The organism is Enterobacter sp. UCD-UG_FMILLET (assembly GCF_000762975.1).
GTDB classification, from domain to species: Bacteria; Pseudomonadota; Gammaproteobacteria; order Enterobacterales; family Enterobacteriaceae; genus Enterobacter; species Enterobacter dykesii.
The window spans coordinates 388,956-411,681 of the sequence record NZ_JRJC01000036.1; the positions used below are offsets into that span (position 1 = coordinate 388,956).

Here is a 22,726-nt window from a genome sequence, read left to right on the forward strand (position 1 = left end):
TCGCCCCTTCTCACTGGCATGGGGATTTATCGTGTTTATTGGATTCGACTACGGTACGGCAAACTGCTCGGTTGCGATTATGCAAAACGGGCAGCCACGGCTCTTGAAAATGGAAAAAGAGAGCACGCTGCTGCCGTCAATGCTCTGCGCGCCAACGCGTGAAGCGGTAAGCGAATGGCTGTTCCGCCACCATCAGGTTCCGGCCACGGCGGTGGAGACCCAGGCGCTGCTGCGCCGGGCAGTGAGCTTTAACCGCGAGGAAGACATCGACGTTTCGCCGTCCAGCGTGCAGTTCGGCCTCTCTTCGCTCGGGCATTATATTGAAGATCCTGAAGAGGTTTACTTCGTTAAGTCGCCAAAATCCTTCCTCGGCGCCAGCGGCCTGAAGCCGCAGCAGGTGGCGATGTTCGAAGACCTGGTGTGCGCGATGATGCTGCATATTCGCAATCAGGCGCAGACGCAGGTCTCCGATGCGATTACCCAGGCGGTGATTGGCCGCCCGATCAACTTTCAGGGGCTGGGCGGCGATGAGGCCAACCAGCAGGCGCAGGGGATCCTTGAACGCGCGGCGCACCGGGCAGGCTTCCGCGACGTGGTGTTTCAGTACGAGCCGGTTGCCGCGGGGCTGGACTTTGAAGCCACGCTGACGGAAGAGAAGCGCGTGTTAGTCGTGGATATCGGCGGGGGCACCACGGACTGCTCGCTGCTGCTGATGGGGCCGCAGTGGCATAACCGTCGCGATCGTGAAAACAGCCTGCTCGGACACAGCGGCTGCCGCGTAGGCGGTAACGATCTCGATATCGCGCTGGCATTCAAGAGCCTGATGCCGCTGCTCGGCATGGGCGGTCAGACGGAAAAAGGCATCGCCCTGCCGATCCTGCCGTGGTGGAACGCAATTGCCATTAATGACGTGCCTGCGCAGAGTGATTTTTACAGCACCGCGAACGGCCGCTTCCTTAACGATCTGGTGCGTGACGCGCAGGACGCCGAAAAAGTCGCGCTGCTGTACAAAGTGTGGCGTCAGCGCCTGAGCTACCGCGTGGTGCGTACTGCCGAAGAGAGCAAAATAGCCCTTTCCGACCGTACTGAGCATGCGGTCTCCTTGCCGTTTATCAGCGACGATCTGGCCACCGCGATTTCGCAGGACGGGCTGGAGACGGCGCTCGCGCAGCCGCTACAGCGTATTCTGGAGCAGGTGCAGCTGGCGCTGGAGAACGGCAAAGAGAAGCCGGACGTGATTTACCTGACCGGGGGTAGCGCCCGTTCGCCGCTGATCAAAAAAGCGCTGGCGGAACAGCTGCCGGGCATTCCTATTGCCGGTGGCGATGACTTTGGCTCCGTTACCGCAGGGCTGGCGCGCTGGGCGCAGGTGATGTTTAGCTAATGTTGTTGCGGTCCGGTTTTCTCCCTCTCCCTGTGGGAGAGGGAGAAAACCGCGGCGCTACTCTCAGACCATTCCTGACAGTCTTCCATATTTCCTCCATTTTTCCGCTGTGTTAGCTGACTAAACTAGTATCATTCCCCGAAGTATTCAGGATGAGAACGTATAACGATGAAAGGCAGTAACAAATCCCGCTGGGCAATCGCCGCTGGCATCATTGTGGTGGTCCTTGCCGCCGCATGGTACTGGCACAGTCAATCCGCGAACTCCGCCGCTCCCGCCGGTGCCACCGGTCAGGCGCAGCGCCCGGCAGGCGGAGGACGTCACGGCATGCGCGGCGGCGCGCTGGCGCCGGTACAGGCGGCGACGGCGGTGAATAAAGCCGTTCCTCGCTATCTCACAGGTCTCGGGACCATTACCGCCGCCAACACCGCCACGGTGCGCAGCCGCGTCGACGGCCAGCTCATCGCGATCCACTTCCAGGAAGGTCAGCAGGTTAAAGCGGGCGATCTGCTGGCGGAAATCGACCCGAGCCAGTTTAAGGTCGCCCTCGCCCAGGCGCAGGGGCAGCTCGCGAAAGACAAAGCCACCCTCGCCAACGCCCGTCGCGATTTAGCCCGCTACCAGCAGCTGGTGAAAACCAACCTCGTGTCTCGTCAGGAGCTGGACACCCAGCAGTCGCTGGTCAGTGAAACGCAGGGCACTATCAAAGCAGATGAAGCCGCCGTCGCCAGCGCACAGCTGCAGCTGGACTGGAGCCGCATCACCGCGCCGATTGACGGGCGCGTGGGCCTGAAGCAGGTCGATATCGGCAACCAGATCTCCAGCGGCGACACCACGGGCATCGTGGTGATCACCCAGACCCACCCGATTGATTTAGTCTTTACCCTGCCGGAAAGCGACATTGCGACCGTGGTGCAGGCGCAAAAAGCCGGTAAAGGCCTGGTGGTGGAGGCCTGGGACCGCACCAACAAGCAGAAGCTGAGCGAAGGTTCCCTGCTCAGTCTGGATAACCAGATCGACACCACCACCGGCACCATCAAGCTGAAGGCGCGCTTTAACAATCAGGACGATGCCCTCTTCCCGAACCAGTTCGTCAATGCGCGCATGCTGGTCGCGACCGAAGAGAACGCGGTGGTGATCCCAACGGCTGCGCTGCAGATGGGTAACGAAGGTAACTTCGTCTGGGTACTTAACGGCGACAATAAGGTCAGCAAGCACCTGGTGAAAACTGGTATTCAGGACAGCCAGACGGTGGTCATCGCCGCCGGCCTTTCCGCAGGCGACCGCGTGGTTACCGACGGCATTGACCGTCTGACCGAAGGGGCCAAAGTGGAAGTGGTTGAACCTGCGAAACAGGGAGAGAAATCCTGATGCAGGTGATGCCCCCAGGCTCTACAGGCGGGCCGTCACGCCTGTTTATCCTTCGTCCTGTCGCCACCACGCTGCTGATGGTGGCGATCCTGCTCGCCGGGATTATCGGCTATCGCTTCCTGCCCGTGTCGGCGCTGCCGGAGGTGGATTACCCAACGATTCAGGTTGTCACACTTTATCCAGGGGCCAGCCCGGATGTGGTGACGTCCGCCATTACCGCTCCGCTGGAGCGCCAGTTCGGCCAGATGTCGGGTTTAAAACAGATGTCCTCCCAGAGTTCCGGCGGGGCATCCGTCGTGACGCTACAGTTCCAGCTGACGCTTTCGCTGGACGTCGCCGAGCAGGAGGTGCAGGCCGCCATCAACGCCGCCACCAACCTGCTGCCGTCGGATCTGCCTAACCCGCCGGTCTACAGCAAGGTCAACCCGGCGGATCCGCCGATCATGACGCTTGCCGTCACCTCCTCCGCCATGCCGATGACCCAGGTTGAAGACATGGTGGAAACGCGCGTGGCGCAGAAGATTTCTCAGGTTTCCGGCGTCGGCCTCGTCACGCTGGCGGGCGGCCAGCGTCCCGCCGTGCGCGTGAAGCTTAACGCGCAGGCGATTGCCGCGCTGGGGCTCACCAGCGAAACCATCCGTACCGCCATCAGCAGCGCCAACGTCAACTCGGCGAAGGGCTCGCTGGACGGCCCCACTCGCGCCGTGACGCTCTCTGCCAACGATCAAATGCAGTCCGCCGATGAGTACCGTCAGCTGATTATTGCGTACCAGAACGGCGCCCCGGTGCGTCTGGGCGACGTGGCGACCGTAGAACAAGGCGCAGAAAACAGCTGGCTGGGGGCATGGGCCAACAAACAGCAGGCGATCGTGATGAACGTGCAGCGCCAGCCGGGTGCTAACATCATCGAAACCGCCGACAGCATCCGCGCCATGCTGCCGCAGCTGATCGAAAGCCTGCCGAAATCGGTCAGCGTGAAGGTGCTTTCCGACCGCACCACGAATATTCGCGCGTCGGTCACCGACACCCAGTTTGAGCTGATGCTGGCGATTGCGCTGGTCGTGATGATCATCTATCTGTTCCTGCGTAACGTTCCGGCAACCATTATTCCCGCCGTTGCCGTACCGCTCTCGCTGGTCGGCACCTTTGCGGTGATGGTGTTCCTCGACTTTTCGATTAACAACCTGACGCTGATGGCGCTCACCATCGCCACCGGGTTCGTGGTGGATGATGCCATCGTCGTTATCGAGAACATCTCGCGCTATATCGAGAAAGGCGAAAAACCGCTGGCGGCCGCGCTGAAGGGCGCGGGCGAAATCGGCTTTACCATTATCTCGCTGACCTTCTCGCTGATTGCGGTGCTGATCCCGCTGCTGTTTATGGGCGATATCGTCGGGCGGCTGTTCCGCGAGTTTGCCGTGACGCTGGCGGTCGCCATTTTGATCTCCGCCGTGGTGTCGCTGACCCTGACGCCGATGATGTGCGCCCGCATGCTCAGCCATGAGTCCCTGCGCAAGCAAAACCGCTTCTCGCGCGCCTCCGAGCGCATGTTCGAGCGGATTATTGCCGCCTACGGTCGCGTGCTGGCGAAAGTTCTGAACCATCCGTGGGCCACCCTCGGCGTGGCGCTGGGAACCCTGGCGCTCAGCGTGATGCTGTGGATTTTCATTCCGAAAGGCTTCTTCCCGATTCAGGACAACGGCATTATTCAGGGAACGCTTCAGGCCCCGCAGTCGGTCTCCTTCGCCAATATGGCCCAGCGCCAGCAGCAGGTGTCCGAAATCATCATGAAAGATCCGGTGGTCGAGAGCCTGACCTCCTACGTGGGCGTCGACGGCACCAACCCGTCGCTCAACAGCGCGCGTCTGCAGATCAACCTCAAGCCGCTGGATGAACGCGACGATCGCGTCAACGCCGTCATTGAGCGTCTGCAAAACGCCGTCGCGCGCGTGCCGGGCGTTGAGCTTTACCTGCAGCCGATTCAGGATTTGACCATTGATACCCAGGTCAGCCGCACGCAGTATCAGTTCACCCTACAGGCGACCACGCTGGATGCCCTCAGCACCTGGGTGCCGCAGCTGGTCAATAAACTTAACACCCTGCCGCAGCTCGCCGACGTCAGCAGCGACTGGCAGGACAAAGGGCTGGCGGCGTACGTTAACGTCAACCGCGATACCGCCAGCCGCCTCGGCATTACCATGGCAGACGTGGATAACGCCCTGTACAACGCCTTCGGTCAGCGCCTGATCTCCACTATCTACACCCAGGCCAACCAGTATCGCGTGGTGCTGGAGCACAACACGGAGAACACGCCTGGCCTGGCGGGGCTGGACTCGGTGCGCCTGACCAGCAAAGACGGCGGCATTGTGCCGCTGAGCGCTATCGCCACGGTGGAAGAACGCTATACCCCGCTGTCGATTAACCATCTGGATCAGTTCCCGTCCACTACCATCTCCTTCAACGTACCGGACAATTATTCTCTCGGCGAAGCGGTGGAGGCCATTCAGGCGGCTGAAAAAGAGCTCAGCTTCCCGTCCGATATTCAGACCCGGTTCCAGGGCAGCACGCTGGCGTTTCAGGCCGCGCTGGGTAACACCATCTGGCTGATTGTCGCTGCCGTGGTCGCGATGTACATCGTGCTCGGCGTGTTGTACGAAAGCTTTATCCACCCGATCACCATCCTCTCTACCCTGCCGACGGCGGGCGTGGGAGCGCTGCTGGCGCTGATGCTGGCGGGCAGCGAGCTGGACGTCATTGCCATCATCGGCATTATCCTGCTTATCGGGATCGTGAAGAAAAACGCCATCATGATGATCGACTTCGCGCTGGCCGCCGAGCGCGAGCAGGGCATGTCGCCGCGCGACGCGATTTTCCAGGCCTGCCTGCTGCGTTTCCGTCCTATTCTGATGACCACGCTGGCCGCCCTGCTGGGCGCGCTGCCGCTGATGCTCAGCACCGGCGTCGGCGCGGAGCTGCGCCGTCCGCTGGGTATCGGCATGGTCGGCGGTCTGCTGGTGAGCCAGGTGCTAACGCTGTTCACCACGCCGGTGATCTACCTGCTGTTTGACCGCCTGGCGCTGTGGACCAAAAGCCGCTTCCCGAAACGTGAAGAGGAGGCATAAGTGAAGTTCTTCGCCCTCTTCATTTATCGCCCGGTGGCGACGATTTTAATCTCGCTCGCCATTACCCTCTGCGGCGTGCTGGGCTTCCGGCTGCTGCCGGTAGCGCCGCTGCCGCAGGTGGATTTCCCGGTGATTATGGTCAGCGCCTCGCTGCCGGGCGCCTCGCCGGAAACCATGGCCTCGTCCGTTGCCACGCCGCTGGAGCGCTCGCTCGGGCGGATTGCGGGGGTCAACGAGATGACTTCCAGCAGCTCGCTGGGCAGCACACGCATCATTCTGGAGTTCAGCTTCGACCGGGACATTAACGGCGCGGCGCGCGACGTGCAGGCCGCCATCAACGCCGCCCAAAGCCTGCTGCCGAGCGGGATGCCGAGCCGCCCAACCTACCGCAAGGCCAACCCGTCCGATGCGCCGATCATGATCCTGACGCTGACCTCGGATACGTATTCTCAGGGGCAGCTTTACGACTTTGCGTCTACCCAACTGGCGCAGACAATCTCTCAAATTAACGGCGTCGGTGACGTGAGCGTCGGCGGGAGCTCCCTGCCCGCCGTGCGCGTCGGCCTAAACCCGCAGGCGCTGTTCAACCAGGGCGTGTCGCTGGACGACGTGCGCTCCGCCATCAGCAACGCCAACGTGCGTAAACCGCAGGGGGCGATTGAGGACAGCAGCCACCGCTGGCAGATCCACACCAACGACGAGCTGAAAACCGCCGCGGAATATCAGCCGCTCATTATTCACTACAACAACGGCGCGGCGGTACGCTTGAGCGACGTTGCCAGCGTCACCGACTCGGTGCAGGACGTGCGTAACGCCGGGATGACCAATGCGAAACCGGCCATTCTGCTGATGATCCGCAAGCTGCCGGAAGCGAACATTATTGAGACGGTGAACAGCATTCGCGCCCGTCTTCCGGACCTGCAGGAGACCATCCCGGCAGCTATCGATCTGCAAATTGCCCAGGATCGCTCCCCGACCATTCGCGCCTCGCTTGAAGAGGTGGAGCAAACGCTGATTATCTCCGTCGCGCTGGTGATCCTGGTGGTCTTCCTGTTCCTGCGCTCCGGTCGCGCAACGCTTATCCCGGCAGTGGCCGTGCCGGTATCGCTGATCGGTACCTTTGCCGCCATGTACCTGTGCGGGTTTAGCCTCAACAACCTGTCGCTGATGGCCCTGACGATAGCGACGGGCTTCGTGGTGGATGATGCCATCGTGGTGCTGGAAAACATTTCCCGCCACCTGGAAGCGGGCGTGAAGCCGCTGCAGGCCGCGCTGCAGGGCACGCGCGAGGTGGGCTTTACGGTGCTCTCCATGAGCCTGTCGCTGGTGGCGGTATTCCTGCCGCTGCTGCTGATGGGCGGGCTGCCGGGCAGGCTGCTGCGCGAGTTTGCCGTCACCCTCTCCGTCGCCATCGGCATTTCGCTGGCGATCTCCCTAACGCTGACGCCGATGATGTGCGGCTGGATGCTCAAGCGCAGCAAACCCCATTCGCAGCCGCGCCGCAAAGGCTTTGGTCGCTTCCTGATGGCGATGCAGGAAGGCTACGGCAAATCGCTGAAGTGGGTGCTGAACCATACCCGGCTGGTCGGCCTGGTGCTTATCGCCACCATTGGGCTGAACGTCTGGATGTACATCACCATCCCGAAAACCTTCTTCCCGGAGCAGGACACCGGCGTGCTGATGGGGGGGATTCAGGCGGACCAGAGCATTTCGTTCCAGGCGATGCGCGGCAAGCTGCAGGACTTTATGAAGATCATTCGGGAAGACAAAGCCGTGGATAACGTCACCGGCTTTACCGGCGGGTCACGCGTCAACAGCGGGATGATGTTTATTACCCTGAAACCGCGCGGCGAGCGCAACGAAACCGCCCAGCAGGTGATTGATCGCCTGCGGGTGAAGCTCGCCAAAGAGCCGGGGGCAAACCTGTTTTTGATGGCCGTTCAGGATATCCGCGTCGGTGGGCGACAGGCGAACGCCAGCTATCAGTACACGTTGCTCTCGGACGATTTAGCCGCCCTGCGCGAGTGGGAGCCGAAGATCCGCAAGGCGCTGGCCGCCCTGCCGGAGCTGGCGGACGTCAACTCCGATCAGCAGGACAACGGCGCCGAGATGGCCCTGACCTACGACCGCGAAACCATGTCGCGGCTGGGTATTAACGTTGAAGCCGCCAACAGCCTGCTGAATAACGCCTTCGGCCAGCGCGAGATCTCCACCATCTACCAGCCGATGAACCAGTACAAGGTGGTGATGGAAGTCGATCCGCGCTACACCCAGGACATCAGCGCCCTGGACAAAATGTTTGTGATTAACAACGACGGCAAGGCGATCCCGCTCTCCTATTTTGCCAGCTGGCAGCCTGCCAACGCGCCGCTGTCGGTGAACCACCAAGGGCTGTCGGCGGCGTCGACCATCTCCTTTAACCTGCCCGCCGGTTCGTCGCTTTCTGAAGCCAGCGACGCAATCAACCGCGCGATGACGCAGCTTGGCGTGCCGTCCACCGTGCGCGGCAGCTTTGCCGGGACCGCGCAGGTGTTCCAGGAGACGATGAACTCGCAGGTGATTTTGATTCTGGCCGCCATCGCCACGGTCTATGTTGTGCTGGGCGTGCTGTATGAGAGCTACGTTCACCCGCTGACCATTCTTTCGACGCTGCCGTCGGCGGGCGTGGGGGCGCTGCTTGCGCTGGAGCTGTTTGGCGCGCCGTTCAGCCTGATCGCGCTCATCGGGATCATGCTGTTGATCGGCATTGTGAAGAAAAACGCCATCATGATGGTGGATTTCGCCCTGGACGCCCAGCGCAACGGCAATCTGTCGCCGGAAGAGGCCATCTTCCAGGCCTGCCTGCTGCGTTTTCGTCCGATTATGATGACCACTCTGGCGGCGCTGTTTGGCGCGCTGCCGCTGGTTATCTCGGGCGGCGACGGCTCAGAGCTGCGCCAGCCGCTGGGGATCACTATCGTCGGCGGCCTGGTGATGAGCCAGCTGCTGACGCTGTACACCACGCCGGTGGTCTATCTGTTCTTCGACCGCCTGCGGCTGCGCTTTTCGCGTAAAAACAGAGAAACGGTAAACGGGTAAATGACCGAGCTTCCCAGCAACGTTCGCTGGCAATTATGGATAGTCGCCTTCGGCTTCTTTATGCAGTCGCTGGATACGACCATCGTCAACACCGCCCTCCCCTCCATGGCGAAAAGCCTGGGGGAGAGCCCGCTGCATATGCACATGGTGATTGTCTCCTACGTGCTGACGGTGGCCGTGATGCTGCCCGCCAGCGGCTGGCTGGCCGATAAAGTGGGCGTGCGGAATATCTTCTTTACCGCCATCGTGCTGTTTACCACCGGCTCGCTGTTTTGCGCCCAGGCCAACACCCTCGACCAGCTGGTGATGGCGCGCGTGCTGCAGGGCATCGGCGGGGCGATGATGGTGCCCGTCGGGCGGCTAACGGTGATGAAGATCGTACCGCGCGAGCAGTACATGGCGGCGATGACTTTTGTCACCCTGCCCGGCCAGGTTGGGCCGCTGCTGGGCCCGGCGCTCGGCGGCATTCTGGTGGAGTACGCCTCCTGGCACTGGATCTTCTTAATTAACCTCCCGGTTGGCATCATCGGCGCCATCGCCACCCTGACGCTGATGCCAAACTACAAAATGCAGACGCGGCGCTTTGATTTCTTTGGCTTTATCCTGCTGGCGGCGGGCATGGCAATGCTTACCCTGGCGCTGGACGGGCAAAAAGGGCTCGGGATTTCCACCCTGACACTGGGGATGCTGGTCGTTATCGGCATCACCGCCATTCTGTGGTATCTGCGGCATGCCAGAGGTAACGATAAGGCGCTGTTCAGCCTGAACTTGTTTAAAAACCCTACCTATCGCCTTGGCCTGTTCGGCAGCTTCGCCGGGCGCGTCGGCAGCGGCATGCTGCCGTTTATGACGCCCGTTTTCCTGCAAATCGGAATGGGATTTTCGCCGTTCCACGCGGGCCTGATGATGATCCCGATGGTGCTCGGCAGCATGGGAATGAAGCGCATCGTGGTGCAGGTGGTGAACCGCTTTGGCTACCGTCACGTGCTGGTGGCCGCCACGCTGGGGCTGGCGCTGGTCAGCCTGCTGTTTATGGCCGTGGCGCTGATGGGCTGGTACTACGTCCTGCCGCTGGTGCTGTTCTGCCAGGGGATCGTCAACTCCATGCGCTTCTCGTCGATGAATACCCTGACGCTGAAGGACCTGCCGGACGATCTGGCGAGCAGCGGCAATAGCCTGCTGTCGATGATCATGCAGCTCTCGATGAGCGTCGGGGTGACCATCGCGGGTTTACTGCTCGGCATGTACGGCCAGCACCATCTCAGCGTCGATACGCCGGTGGCGCATCAGGTCTTTTTGTATACCTATCTCAGCATGGCGGTCATCATCGCCCTGCCCGCTTTCATCTTCGCCAGAGTGCCGGATGATACTAGCAAGAACGTCGTGATTAGGCGCGGCAAAAGGAGTGGTTCATGAAATTCTGGCGTCCGGGCATTACCGGCAAGCTCTTCGTGGCGATATTTGCCACCTGTATCGTCCTGCTGGTCACCATGCACTGGGCAGTGCGGGTAAGCTTTGAGCGCGGTTTTATTGATTACATCAAGCATGGCAATGAACAGCGTTTACAGGGCTTAAGCGATGCGCTGAGTGAACAGTACGCCCAGCACGGCAACTGGCGTTTTCTGCGCAATAACGACCGCTTTATTTTCCAGATCCTGCGCTCGCTGGAGCACGATACCGGTGACGATCGCCCGGGGCCGGGCATGCCGCCGCACGGCTGGCGCACCCAGTTCTGGGTGATTGATCAGGACATGCGCACGCTGGTGGGTCCGCGCGCGCCGATCCCGCCGGACGGCACCCGTCGGGCGATCAAAGTCAATAACGCGACAGTCGGCTGGGTTATCGCCTCCCCGGTGGAGCGCCTGACGCGCAACACCGACATCAACTTTGACCGCCAGCAGCGCCGGACAAGCTGGCTGATTGTCGCCCTCTCCACCCTGCTCGCCGCGCTCGCCACCTTCCCGCTGGCGCGCGGTCTGCTCGCTCCGGTGAAACGGCTGATGGAAGGGACGCACAAGCTCGCCGCCGGGGATTTCACCACCCGCGTCGATACCCGCAGCCAGGACGAACTGGGCAAGCTGGCGCAGGACTTTAACCAACTCGCCAGCACGCTGGAGAAAAACCAGCAGATGCGCCGCGACTTTATGGCCGATATCTCCCACGAACTGCGCACCCCGCTGGCGGTGCTGCGCGGCGAGCTGGAGGCCATTCAGGACGGCGTGCGCCAGTTTACGCGGCGCCTTCCGCGAGCGGTTTGCCAGCCGCAACCTGAAAATCGACCTCTCCCTGCCGGACAGCGCGGTGGTGTTTGGCGACAAAGACCGGCTGATGCAGCTGTTCAATAACCTGCTGGAAAACAGCCTGCGCTACACCGACAGCGGCGGCGGCCTGCATATCTCAGGCAGGCAGGAAAACGGGCGCTTTGCCCTCACCTTCGCGGATTCCGCCCCCGGCGTGCAGGACGCGCAGCTGGAAAAGCTGTTTGAACGTTTCTACCGTACCGAAGGTTCTCGCAACCGCGCCAGCGGCGGCTCCGGCCTGGGGCTGGCGATTTGCGTTAACATCGTCGAGGCGCATAATGGCACGATCCGCGCCGCCCATTCGCCTTTTGGCGGGGTTAGCATTACAGTAGAGTTACCTCTGGAACGGGATTTATCGAGAGAAGTATGACCGAGTTACCGATTGACGAAAACACGCCGCGCATTTTGATCGTGGAAGACGAACCCAAGCTGGGACAGCTGCTGATCGACTATTTACGTGCGGCCAGCTACGCTCCATCGCTAATCAGCCACGGCGACCAGGTGCTGCCGTACGTGCGCCAGACCCCGCCGGATCTGATCCTGCTGGATTTAATGCTGCCAGGCGTTGACGGGCTGACCCTGTGCCGGGAAATTCGTCGCTTCTCCGACGTGCCGATCGTCATGGTCACCGCAAAAATTGAAGAGATTGACCGCCTGCTGGGGCTCGAAATTGGCGCGGACGATTACATCTGCAAGCCCTACAGCCCGCGTGAAGTGGTCGCCCGCGTGAAAACCATTCTGCGCCGCTGCAGGCCGCAGCGCGAGCTTCAGGTGCTCGACGCCGAAAGCCCGCTGATTGTGGATGAAAGCCGCTTCCAGGCGAGCTGGCGCAGCAAGCTGCTGGACCTGACGCCTGCGGAGTTCCGCCTGCTGAAAACCCTCTCCCACGAGCCGGGGAAAGTGTTCTCCCGCGAGCAGCTGCTGAACCACCTGTATGACGATTACCGCGTCGTGACCGACCGCACCATCGACAGCCATATCAAAAACCTGCGCCGCAAGCTGGAGGCGCTGGACGCCGAGCAGTCGTTTATTCGTGCGGTGTACGGCGTGGGGTATCGCTGGGAAGCGGATGCGTGCAGGATAATGTGAGAATATTGCCCCGCAGCACTGCGGGGCAGAGACGCCAGACATTAAAACTGTGGCCTTACCAGGAACGAAAAGGTGTAGCATAGGCAAAAAGTCGCGCTAATACATCGCGACGCTCGGTGCCAGTTATCATCGCCAGGAAAGCGAAGCTAGTAACGTTCAAATCTTGCTGAGAAGGATGTTTATGCATTTTCTTCAAAATAGCATTAACCTTTTTATCATCAAAAAAACTCCAGATAGCCAAAAGTGCCCATCGTTTCCCGGCGGATAAATTTATTATATCGTCTGAAGTATCCCAGTCCGGTGGTAATTCATTAATATTGCTTACACTGTTAATACCGGCAGCAGGAATAACGAAATAATCTGAAAACATATGGACGGCATCTTTCCATGCCTGCAAGAACATAGGTTCATGGATATCATTCATCGCCTTCTCATTTGCATACTGTGCAGCTAAATTAGCATTACAGGCGTAGACCCGTGGCTCGTAGTCACTATAAACATCCGGGACTATCCAACCTGAAGAATGACGCACTGCATCACAGGATGTGTAGGTGGGCAGTAGGGCAATAAATTGTGGTAATATATTTTGCACTGAACGAGGAAAAAAACGCTTTGCTAACTGAAAGCCCGCGTGATTTTCCAGTAACAAGGTTTCAATATCCTCTGAATTATAAATCTGGTACAAAATCCCTTTTTTATCTTTCAGTCGCTCCAGTTTTTGCTCAAGTCCGGACGATGCAATGGTGGAATAGAATCCAACAAACTCATCACATTCAAATTCAGCAAGTCTGTCCTGAATGTCTTCTTCATCACTGCGACCAACGGACTTTTTAGACGGAGCGTAGTGTTTGCAGCTAACCAGTTTGGCAATGCGACGTCCGGCAATATCAAACTCAACCCGTATATCTATGCCACCATCCGCCCCCCGGCTTGGGCCTTTAGTTACAATCCCTCCCAAAATTTTTTCCATGAATATTTTTGCGAACTTCTCAAATTGGTCGCTATCTGCAGTCTCTGCGTTTGCAGAAGCAAGTTCACAGAAATCCAGCCTCGCCATACTTTTCCCCTGACAAATGGTAACGGTTCATAAACAGATTCCGTCTTTTTCTCTTCATTAATCAAGCTACGTATTCAGATAGGTTCCTGAACAGACGACTTGATGACGCTCAAAAGTTATACACGATCTCAATATCAGTTAGTTTTCCTGTATCTGGCTGATTCGAATTAAGCAAAAGCAATGACGTTCAGTCCACGCTTGTACTGAAAGCGGGAAACGGCATTGCCTCGGTCTTTCAAGCCAGATGGTAAAGACAATACCTAAAAATATGCGTACACGCCGGATGGGCGGTGATACGGCTCGACGCTTTACCTCCCTGCCCCGCAGCGCTACAATGCCCGCCCTTAAAGTGGGGGATCTCCCCTTACCGCTGCACCTGGTGCACGCGGCTCTGACCTGTCATCAGAACGAGAACAAACATGTTTAAACCGGAACTCCTTTCCCCGGCGGGAACGCTGCAAAATATGCGTTACGCTTTCGCCTATGGTGCCGACGCCGTTTATGCGGGCCAGCCGCGCTACTCGCTGCGCGTGCGCAACAACGAATTCAACCACGAGAACCTGCAGCTCGGCATCAACGAAGCGCATGCCCTGGGCAAAAAATTCTACGTGGTCGTGAACATCGCGCCGCACAACGCCAAGCTGAAAACGTTCATTCGCGATCTGAAGCCCGTTGTGGATATGGGGCCGGACGCGCTGATCATGTCGGACCCGGGTTTAATCATGCTGGTTCGGGAGAACTTCCCGGAGATGGATATTCACCTCTCCGTTCAGGCTAACGCCGTCAACTGGGCGACGGTGAAGTTCTGGAAGCAGATGGGGTTGACCCGCGTCATCCTGTCCCGCGAGCTTTCGCTGGAAGAGATTGAAGAGATCCGCACCCAGGTGCCGGATATGGAAATCGAAATCTTCGTTCACGGCGCGCTGTGCATGGCCTACTCCGGCCGCTGCCTGCTCTCCGGCTATATCAACAAGCGCGACCCGAACCAGGGCACCTGCACCAACGCCTGCCGCTGGGAATATAATGTCCAGGAAGGCAAAGAGGATGACGTCGGTAATATCGTGCACAAGCACGAGCCTATTCCGGTGACCAACGTTGAGCCTACGCTGGGCATCGGCGCGCCAACCGACAGCGTGTTTATGATTGAAGAAGCCAAACGTCCGGGCGAGTACATGACCGCCTTTGAAGACGAGCACGGCACCTACATCATGAACTCGAAAGATCTGCGCGCCATCGCCCACGTTGAGCGTCTGACGCAGATGGGCGTGCACTCTCTTAAAATCGAAGGCCGCACCAAATCCTATTACTACTGCGCGCGCACAGCGCAGGTGTACCGCAAAGCCATCGACGATGCGGCGGCCGGTAAACCGTTCGATACCAGCCTGCTGGAAACTCTGGAAGGCCTGGCGCACCGCGGCTATACCGAAGGCTTCCTGCGTCGTCATACTCACGATGACTACCAGAACTACGAGCACGGCTACTCCGTTTCCGAGCGCCAGCAGTTTGTCGGCGACTTCACCGGCGAGCGCAAAGGCGCGCTGGCGGCCGTGGCGGTGAAAAACAAATTCACCAAAGGCGACAGCCTGGAGCTGATGACCCCGCAGGGCAACATGAACTTCACGCTGGAGCATCTGGAAAACGGCAAAGGCGAAGCGATTGACGTGGCGCCGGGTGACGGTCATACCGTCTGGCTGCCGGTTCCGGAAGAGGTGGAGCTGAAGTTTGCGCTGCTGATGCGTAACTTCAACGGTGAAAGCACCCGAAACCCACACGGCAAATAGTTAATCAGGGAAATTTTTTCGCGCTGGGATAATTCTTAGAATCGGATCACATACCGCTTCGTTCAATACGGGTATTATCCCCCCGCTGAAAAACATAACCCATAAATGCTAGCTGTACCAGGAACCACCTCCTTAGCCTGCGTAATCTCCCTTACGCGGGCTTATTTTTTGCCTTCTCTCTCCTCAACCCAGGCAATCAGTTCGTCGATTTGCCCCTCAGAGAAGACGGCTATCCCATGCTCTGCGAGCAACGATGCAGCAACACCCCTCCCCGCTTTATGGATCCCGCGAAACGATCCGTCATAAATAAACTGACTGCCGCACGTTGGGCTGCCATCGGTTAAAAGCGCTGCGCTACACCCCGACTCCTGAGCAGCGCGTAGCGCGAGCCAGGCTGCAAGCTGATACTGCTCAGTCACGTCCTGCCCTGTATTTTCCCTAATTCTGGCTTGCCCGCGCATTACGTCTTTGCCATCAGCGGACATAATTTCTGCCGGAGGACGAGGTACAGGCAGCCCGGCCGCAAGTTCAGGGCAGTGGATAACCAGACGCTGTTCCTGCTGCCAGCGAATGAGCTGCTCGTTCATTCGCGCTTTTTCACTTCCGTTATAACGAACCTTAAAGCCCATCAGGCACGCGCTTACCAAAATTTTATTCATCATCACTTTCCTGTGATTACATTACTATCATCGCTTGAGTGTAACGCGCTTTCGGGCATATTTTGTTCCTTTCATCCTGTTCTTACCCGCTTTTTTCCTCTCTGCTATACACTCTTACTAACGCTAAAAAAGGGAGCAGCGCGGATGGCAACCTATCCAGACAGTTTATTGATTCTCAATGGCAAAAGTGCGGGCAACGATCTGCTGCGTCAGGCCATCATAGGTTTGCGTGACGATGGCGCGCGCATTCACGTTCGGGTGACGTGGGAAAAAGGCGACGCGGCACGATATATCAATGAAGCTCTCGGGCTTGGCGTCAGCACCATCATTTCCGGCGGCGGCGATGGCACCATCAATGAGATTGCGTCAGCGCTTATCGACCTGCCCCCGGCAAACCGGCCGGTGATGGGTATTTTACCGCTCGGCACCGCCAATGATTTTGCCACCAGCGCCGGGATCCCGGAAGAGCTGGAGAAAGCGCTCCAGCTGGCGATCCTCGGCAAGGCCACCGCTGTGGATATCGCGCAGGTGAATGATAAAACCTGCTTTATCAATATGGCGACCGGCGGGTTTGGCACCCGCATCACCAGCGAAACGCCGGAAAAGCTGAAGGCGGCGCTGGGCGGCGTGTCGTACCTGATCCACGGCCTGATGCGCATGGACACCCTCAAGCCTGACCGATGCGAAATTCGCGGCGAGGATTTTCAGTGGCAGGGTGACGCGCTGGTGATTGGCATCGGCAACGGGCGTCAGGCGGGCGGCGGACAGCAGCTCTGCCCGGAGGCGCTGATTAATGACGGACAGCTTCAGCTGCGTATTTTCACGGGCGACGGCCTGCTGCCCGCGCTGTTTACCACGCTGACGCAGCCGGAAGAGAGTCCAAATATCATCGCCGGGAAATCGGCGTGGTTTGAAGTGAATGCTCCCCACGGGATGACCTTTAACCTCGACGGAGAGCCGCTGAGCGGAACGCAGTTCCGCATTGAGGTATTGCCCGGCGCGCTGCAGTGTCGGCTACCGCCGGACTGCGTGCTTTTGCGCTGATGTTTCACACGGTGCGCGATGATGCCCTCTCCCACCGGGAGAGGGATATAGAGCCGTCAGGCAATCGTGACTTTGCTGTCCAGATAGACGTCCTGAACCGCATTGATCAGCTTCACGCCGTCGGCCATCGATTTCTTGAACGCCTTGCGTCCAAGGATCAGCCCCATGCCGCCCGCACGTTTGTTGATCACCGCCGTACGCACCGCGTCTGACAGATCGGTATCACCGCCCGCCGCGCCGCCGGAGTTGATCAGCCCCGCGCGCCCCATGTAGCAGTTCGCCAGCTGGTAACGCACCAGGTCGATCGGGTTATCGCTGGTCAGCTTGCTGTAAACGCGGTCGTCGGTGTAGCCAAAGTTCACCGCTTTATAGCCGCCGTTATTCTCGGCCATTTTCTGCTTCACGATATCCGCGCCGATTGTCGCCGCCAGGTGGTTCGCCTGCCCGGTCAGGTCGGCAGACACGTGGTAATCCACGCCGTCTTTCTTGAACGCGTTGTTGCGCAGATATGCCCACAGTACGGTGACCATGCCCAGCTCGTGTGCGCGCTCAAACGCCGCGGAGATCTCTTCAATCTGACGACGGGACTGTTCAGAGCCGAAGTAAATCGTCGCCCCTACCGCTACCGCGCCCATGTTGAACGCCTGCTCGACGCTGGCGTAGAGGGTCTGGTCATATTCGGTTGGATAGCTAAGGGTTTCGTTGTGGTTCAGCTTCACGAGGAACGGAATGCGGTGGGCATAGCGACGCGAAACCGAGGCCAGCACGCCGTAGGTAGACGCCACGCAGTTACAGCCCGCTTCAATCGCCAGCTCAACAATGTTCTTCGGATCGAAATAGAGCGGATTCGCCGCAAAAGAGGCGCCCGCAGAGTGCTCCACGCCCTGGTCCACCGGCAGGATAGAGAGATACCCGGTGCCGCCGAGCCGCCCGGTGTTGTAAAGCGTCTGCATATTTCGCAGGACCGCAGGCGGACGGTTGTTATCGATCATCACGCGGTCAACGTAGTCGTGACCAGGCAGATACAGCTGGTCGGCTGGAATGGTCATACAACGATGCTGTAAAAGGCTGTCGGCGTCTTTGCCAAGCAACTGCGCAATATCAGTCATGTGATACTCCCGTAAGTCCGACGTCGTGTCGGTGTGTGTTTATCCAGTCCCATTTTTTATGGGCAGACTAAGCCTGGTACCGACTTAACAGATTTTCCACTCTTTGCTTTTTTTTTCAGCACAATCTGCTGGCTCGATTCGTGTACAACAAAACTGTTACATTGATCAAACAATCGCCACAAAGGTATTTAAAAGGTATTATTGGGTGGTATGTTAAAGGCGTACCCTCTCTGACATGCAGGATTAAAAAATGAAAACGAAAGTCCAACTGTCATTCATGATGTTTGTTGAATGGTTTATCTGGGGCGCATGGTTTGTGCCGCTGTGGCTGTGGCTGAGCAAAAGCGGTTTTACCGCCGGGGAAATCGGCTGGTCTTACGCCTGTACCGCCATTGCCGCGATCCTCTCGCCGATTCTGGTCGGCTCGTTGACGGACCGCTTCTTCGCCGCGCAGAAAGTGCTGTCAGTGCTGATGTTCGCCGGAGCCATTCTGATGTACTTCGCCGCACAGCAAACCCAGTTCAGCACCTTCTTCCCGCTGCTGCTGGTTTACTCCCTGACCTATATGCCGACCATCGCGCTGACCAACAGTATTGCCTTCGCGAACGTAGATGACGTCGAGGCTGATTTCCCGCGTATCCGCGTGATGGGCACTATCGGCTGGATCGCCTCCGGGCTGGCGTGCGGGTTCCTGCCGCAGATGCTGGGCTACAGCGATATTTCCGATACCAATATCCCGCTGCTGATGACGGCAGCCAGCTCCGCCCTGCTCGGCGTCTTTGCCCTGTTCCTGCCGAATACGCCGCCGAAAAGTACCGGCAAGCTGGACTTCAAAGTGATGCTGGGGCTGGACGCGCTGATCCTGCTGCGCGACAGAAACTTCCTGGTGTTCTTCTTCTGCTCGTTCCTGTTCGCCATGCCGCTGGCCTTCTATTACATCTTCGCCAACGGCTATCTCACCGAAGTGGGGATGAAAAACGCCACCGGCTGGATGACGCTCGGCCAGTTCTCCGAAATCTTCTTTATGCTCGCCCTGCCGTTCTTTACCAAACGCTTTGGTATTAAGAAGGTCTTACTGCTGGGCCTGATTACCGCCGCCATCCGCTACGGGTTCTTCGTTTACGGCGGAGCGGAACAGTACTTCACCTACGCCCTGCTGTTCCTCGGCATTCTGCTGCACGGCGTGAGCTACGACTTCTACTACGTCACCGCGTACATCTACGTGGATAAAAAAGCGCCGGTGCACATGCGTACCGCCGCGCAAGGCCTGATTACGCTGTGCTGCCAGGGCTTTGGTAGCCTGCTGGGTTACCGCCTGGGCGGCGTGATGATGGAAAAAATGTTCGCATACAAAGAGCCGGTGAATGGGCTGACCTTCAACTGGGCCGGAATGTGGACGTTTGGTGCAATCATGATTGCCGTGATTGCCGTGCTGTTTATGCTGTTTTTCCGCGAATCGGATAAAGAGATCGCCGCAATTGAGGTGGTTGATAGCGATGCCGCGCTGACACAAGGGGAAGTTAAATGAAACAAGAACGTGTTCTCGGTGCCCTTTACGGGCAGGCGTTAGGGGATGCGATGGGCATGCCGTCGGAACTGTGGCCGAGAAAGCGCGTCAAGGCGCACTTCGGCTGGATCGACCGCTTTTTACCCGGCCCGGCAGAGAATAATGCGGCCTGCTATTTCAAACAGGCAGAGTTCACCGACGATACCTCAATGGCGCTGTGCCTGGCGGACGCGCTCATCGAGTGCGACGGGGAGATTAACGCGGACATTATAGGCAAGCATATTCTGCGCTGGGCGCTCGATTTCGACGCGTTTAATAAGAACGTGCTCGGCCCGACCTCCAAAATCGCGCTTAATGCGATTCGCGACGGCAAGCCGGTTAGCGAACTGGACAACAACGGCGTAACCAACGGGGCGGCGATGCGCGCCTCTCCGCTGGGCTGCCTGCTCCCGGCCACGCGTCTGGAACACTTTGTTGAGCAGGTGGCGCTGGCCTCCAGCCCGACCCATAAATCCGACCTCGCTATTGCCGGCGCGGTGGTGATTGCCTGGGCGATTTCCCGCGCCGTTGACGGCGAAAGCTGGCAGAACATCGTCGATGCGCTGCCGGGTATCGCCCGCTACGCGCAGGAGGCGAAAACCACCACCTTCAGCGCGTCGCTGGCGGNGATGCGCGCCTCTCCGCTGGGCTGCCTGCTCCCGGCCACGCGTCTGGAACACTTTGTTGAGCAGGTGGCGCTGGCCTCCAGCCCGACCCATAAATCCGACCTCGCTATTGCCGGCGCGGTGGTGATTGCCTGGGCGATTTCCCGCGCCGTTGACGGCGAAAGCTGGCAGAACATCGTCGATGCGCTGCCGGGTATCGCCCGCTACGCGCAGGAGGCGAAAACCACCACCTTCAGCGCGTCGCTGGCGGCACGTATTGAGCTGGCGCTTAAGACCGTACGGGAAGCCAACGGGGTTGAGTCCGCCAGCGAGCAGGTTTACCAGCTTGTGGGGGCCGGAACCAGCACCATTGAGTCCGTTCCGGCGGCCATTGCGATGGTCGAACTGGCGGGAACCGACCCAAACCGCTGCGCCATTTTATGCGCCAACCTGGGCGGCGATACCGACACTATTGGCGCGATGGCGACGGCCATCTGCGGCGCGCTCCATGGCGTGCAGGCGATTGACCCGGCGCTCAAAGCCGAACTCGACGCCGTCAACCGGCTCGATNCCGCCAGCGAGCAGGTTTACCAGCTTGTGGGGGCCGGAACCAGCACCATTGAGTCCGTTCCGGCGGCCATTGCGATGGTCGAACTGGCGGGAACCGACCCAAACCGCTGCGCCATTTTATGCGCCAACCTGGGCGGCGATACCGACACTATTGGCGCGATGGCGACGGCCATCTGCGGCGCGCTCCATGGCGTGCAGGCGATTGACCCGGCGCTCAAAGCCGAACTCGACGCCGTCAACCGGCTCGATTTCGGCCACTATAGCGAGAAACTGCTGCACTACCGGGAGCAAAGGGAGGGCGTATGAGTTCATTTGCCCAACGTCTCGACACCCTGCACGCCACGCGCCCGGTGACGGTGCTGGGCGCGGCGGTGATAGACGTCATCGCCGACGCCTACGCCCTGCCCTGGCGCGGGTGCGATATCGAGCTCAAACAGCAGGGCGTGAATATTGGCGGCTGCGCGCTGAATATCGCCATCGCCCTGAAGCGGCTCGGCATTACAGCGCAAAACGCCCTGCCCGTTGGTCACGGGGTATGGGCGGACATCATCCGCAACGCCATGGCGAAGCAGGATCTGCACAGCGCCATCGAGGCCGAAACCGGCGATAACGGCTGGTGCCTGGCGCTGGTGGAGCCAGACGGCGAGCGCACCTTTATGTCCTTTAGCGGCGTGGAGAACCAGTGGCAGCAGCGCTGGCTTGATGTGCTTAACATCCCGTCGAAGAGCCTGGTCTACTTATCCGGCTACCAGCTGGCCTCGCCGTGCGGCGAGCTGCTGACACGCTGGCTGGAGGGGTTGCGGGACGTGACGGCGTTTATCGATTTCGGCCCTCGCATCGCGGATATCCCCGACGCGCTGATGGCGCGGATTATGGCCTGCAGGCCGATCGTGTCGCTCAATCGTCAGGAAGCGGAGATCGCAGCCGAACGACTGGGCGTAGCGGCTGAAAACCTGGGTGCGGAGTGGCAGCATCGCTTCGGCGCCGCGCTGATTGTGCGGCATGATAAAGACGGTGCCGCGTGGTATGACGGTGACGCCTCGGGCGTTGTTCCGGCGTTTCCGGCCACGGTGGTGGACACCATTGGCGCTGGCGACAGCCACGCGGGCGGCACGCTTGCCGGCCTGGCGGCGGGATGGTCACTGGCAGACGCCGTTCTGCTGGGAAATGCCGTGGCGTCCTGGGTAGTCAGCCACCGCGGCGGGGACTGCGCCCCGACTCGCGAGGAATTACTCCTCGCACACAAAGACGTATAGATCGCTACGACAGTAGCTGATGCTGTACTCAATCGGCCGGTGCTGTTGGTCAAGCGCGACCTGCTTGATCACCAGCACCGGTATTTTTTCGTCCATCTTAATGTGCGCCTGAAACTCGCTGTCCGGCATGCGGGCGCTGACCCGTGAACGGGTGCGCTGCGGGAAAATATTCTGACTGCGGAAGTAGTCGTACAGCGAAATGCCAATCGCATCCGGATCGGGAATGAGCCCAACCGGCACCCAGGACTCTTCAATCGACACCGCATCGTCATCCACATAGCGAATGCGCTTGAGCAAAAAGACTTCGCTGTCCGGCGGGATCGACAGGTGGTTTGCGACCTCTTCCGGGCACTTCACCACCCGCTTGTTGACCCACAGCGTATTCGGCTTTTGACCGCGCAGCACCACCTGCTGGGAAAAGCCGCGCGCCTCTTTCAGCGAATATTCAAAGATGTTATTGATTTGCGTGCCATAGCCACGGGAGCGCGTGACCACGCCCTCTTCCTCCAGCGCCTGCATCGCTTTTCGCACGGTGATGCGCGACACCCCGGTTAACTGGCTCAGATCGCGCTCGCCGGGCAAAATATTCCCGTGCTCCAGCACCCCGCTGCGCACCGCATTTTTTACCGTCTCGGCAAATTTCAGGTACAGCGGCGTATTGTCAGGCGCGGCGATCCGTTCATTCAGTTGAGCGATTAACCGGGTATGCGCTTGTTCCATCTCTGTTTTCTCAGGCGTGGTGTTTCCTGCCAGTA

Annotated in this window: 15 protein-coding genes and 1 pseudogene; 12 read left to right on the plus strand and 4 right to left on the minus strand. The window is 59.2% G+C overall.

Annotation, left to right across the window (positions count from 1 at the left end; genetic code table 11):
- The first annotated feature begins 31 nt into the window (after positions 1–31).
- The 7 genes and pseudogenes from yegD (at position 32) to baeR (ending at position 12,344) form a co-directional block, all read left to right on the plus strand.
- Positions 32–1,384, plus strand: a complete 1,353-nt coding sequence (gene yegD, locus LA04_RS16905) for a molecular chaperone (RefSeq protein WP_047652477.1) — start codon at positions 32–34, stop codon at positions 1,382–1,384.
- Positions 1,385–1,552: 168 nt separating this feature from the next.
- Positions 1,553–2,755 carry an MdtA/MuxA family multidrug efflux RND transporter periplasmic adaptor subunit gene (locus LA04_RS16910; protein WP_047652478.1) on the plus strand — a complete coding sequence of 401 codons (1,203 nt, stop codon included), beginning with the start codon at positions 1,553–1,555 and terminating at the stop codon, positions 2,753–2,755.
- On the plus strand, positions 2,755–5,877 hold the full coding sequence (locus LA04_RS16915) for an MdtB/MuxB family multidrug efflux RND transporter permease subunit (protein WP_047652479.1): 3,123 nt from the start codon (positions 2,755–2,757) through the stop codon (positions 5,875–5,877). Before LA04_RS16910 ends, LA04_RS16915 begins: the two co-directional genes overlap by 1 nt.
- Positions 5,878–8,955, plus strand: coding sequence for a multidrug efflux RND transporter permease subunit MdtC (gene mdtC, locus LA04_RS16920; protein ID WP_047652480.1), 3,078 nt, complete (start codon positions 5,878–5,880; stop codon positions 8,953–8,955).
- Positions 8,956–10,371, plus strand: coding sequence for an MFS transporter (locus tag LA04_RS16925; protein ID WP_047652481.1), 1,416 nt, complete (start codon positions 8,956–8,958; stop codon positions 10,369–10,371).
- A pseudogene (locus LA04_RS16930) lies at positions 10,368–11,625 on the plus strand (two-component system sensor histidine kinase BaeS). Before LA04_RS16925 ends, LA04_RS16930 begins: the two are co-directional and overlap by 4 nt.
- A complete protein-coding gene (gene baeR, locus LA04_RS16935) occupies positions 11,622–12,344 on the plus strand; it encodes a two-component system response regulator BaeR (RefSeq protein ID WP_023312418.1) in 723 nt (240 codons plus the stop codon). The pseudogene LA04_RS16930 and the gene baeR overlap by 4 nt, the downstream one beginning before the upstream one ends.
- Positions 12,345–12,399: 55 nt before the next feature.
- Here the strand turns inward: baeR and LA04_RS23140 are convergent, their stop codons facing one another.
- Positions 12,400–13,401, minus strand: a complete 1,002-nt coding sequence (locus tag LA04_RS23140) for a restriction endonuclease (RefSeq protein ID WP_052119559.1) — start codon at positions 13,399–13,401, stop codon at positions 12,400–12,402.
- A gap of 419 nt (positions 13,402–13,820) precedes the next feature.
- Between LA04_RS23140 and trhP the strand changes: the two genes are divergently transcribed.
- Positions 13,821–15,182, plus strand: a complete 1,362-nt coding sequence (trhP, locus tag LA04_RS16945) for a prephenate-dependent tRNA uridine(34) hydroxylase TrhP (RefSeq protein WP_023312421.1) — start codon at positions 13,821–13,823, stop codon at positions 15,180–15,182.
- 161 nt (positions 15,183–15,343) lie between these two features.
- Here the strand turns inward: trhP and LA04_RS16950 are convergent, their stop codons facing one another.
- The gene (locus LA04_RS16950) at positions 15,344–15,844 is read right to left on the minus strand and encodes a DUF523 domain-containing protein (protein ID WP_047652482.1); all 501 of its coding nucleotides are present in this window, start codon (positions 15,842–15,844) and stop codon (positions 15,344–15,346) included.
- A gap of 141 nt (positions 15,845–15,985) precedes the next feature.
- Between LA04_RS16950 and yegS the strand changes: the two genes are divergently transcribed.
- On the plus strand, positions 15,986–16,885 hold the full coding sequence (yegS, locus tag LA04_RS16955; protein ID WP_047652483.1) for a lipid kinase YegS: 900 nt from the start codon (positions 15,986–15,988) through the stop codon (positions 16,883–16,885).
- 56 nt (positions 16,886–16,941) lie between these two features.
- On the opposite strand, the gene fbaB is transcribed toward yegS, so the two are convergent.
- Positions 16,942–17,994: a class I fructose-bisphosphate aldolase gene (fbaB, locus tag LA04_RS16960; protein ID WP_023312424.1), complete on the minus strand. Its 1,053-nt coding sequence runs from the start codon at positions 17,992–17,994 to the stop codon at positions 16,942–16,944.
- A 250-nt stretch (positions 17,995–18,244) separates the two neighbouring features.
- Between fbaB and LA04_RS16965 the strand changes: the two genes are divergently transcribed.
- From LA04_RS16965 to LA04_RS16975, 3 genes are all read left to right on the plus strand, one after another.
- Positions 18,245–19,522, plus strand: coding sequence for a nucleoside permease (locus LA04_RS16965; RefSeq protein ID WP_047652484.1), 1,278 nt, complete (start codon positions 18,245–18,247; stop codon positions 19,520–19,522).
- Positions 19,519–21,021 carry an ADP-ribosylglycohydrolase family protein gene (locus LA04_RS25305; protein ID WP_152594378.1) on the plus strand — a complete coding sequence of 501 codons (1,503 nt, stop codon included), beginning with the start codon at positions 19,519–19,521 and terminating at the stop codon, positions 21,019–21,021. Before LA04_RS16965 ends, LA04_RS25305 begins: the two co-directional genes overlap by 4 nt.
- The gene (locus tag LA04_RS16975) at positions 21,018–21,971 is read left to right on the plus strand and encodes a PfkB family carbohydrate kinase (RefSeq protein ID WP_047652485.1); all 954 of its coding nucleotides are present in this window, start codon (positions 21,018–21,020) and stop codon (positions 21,969–21,971) included. The genes LA04_RS25305 and LA04_RS16975 overlap by 4 nt, the downstream gene beginning before the upstream one ends.
- Here LA04_RS16975 and LA04_RS16980 read toward each other — a convergent pair.
- Positions 21,945–22,691, minus strand: a complete 747-nt coding sequence (locus LA04_RS16980; RefSeq protein WP_023312428.1) for a GntR family transcriptional regulator — start codon at positions 22,689–22,691, stop codon at positions 21,945–21,947. The genes LA04_RS16975 and LA04_RS16980 overlap by 27 nt on opposite strands.
- Positions 22,692–22,726: the final 35 nt, after the last annotated feature.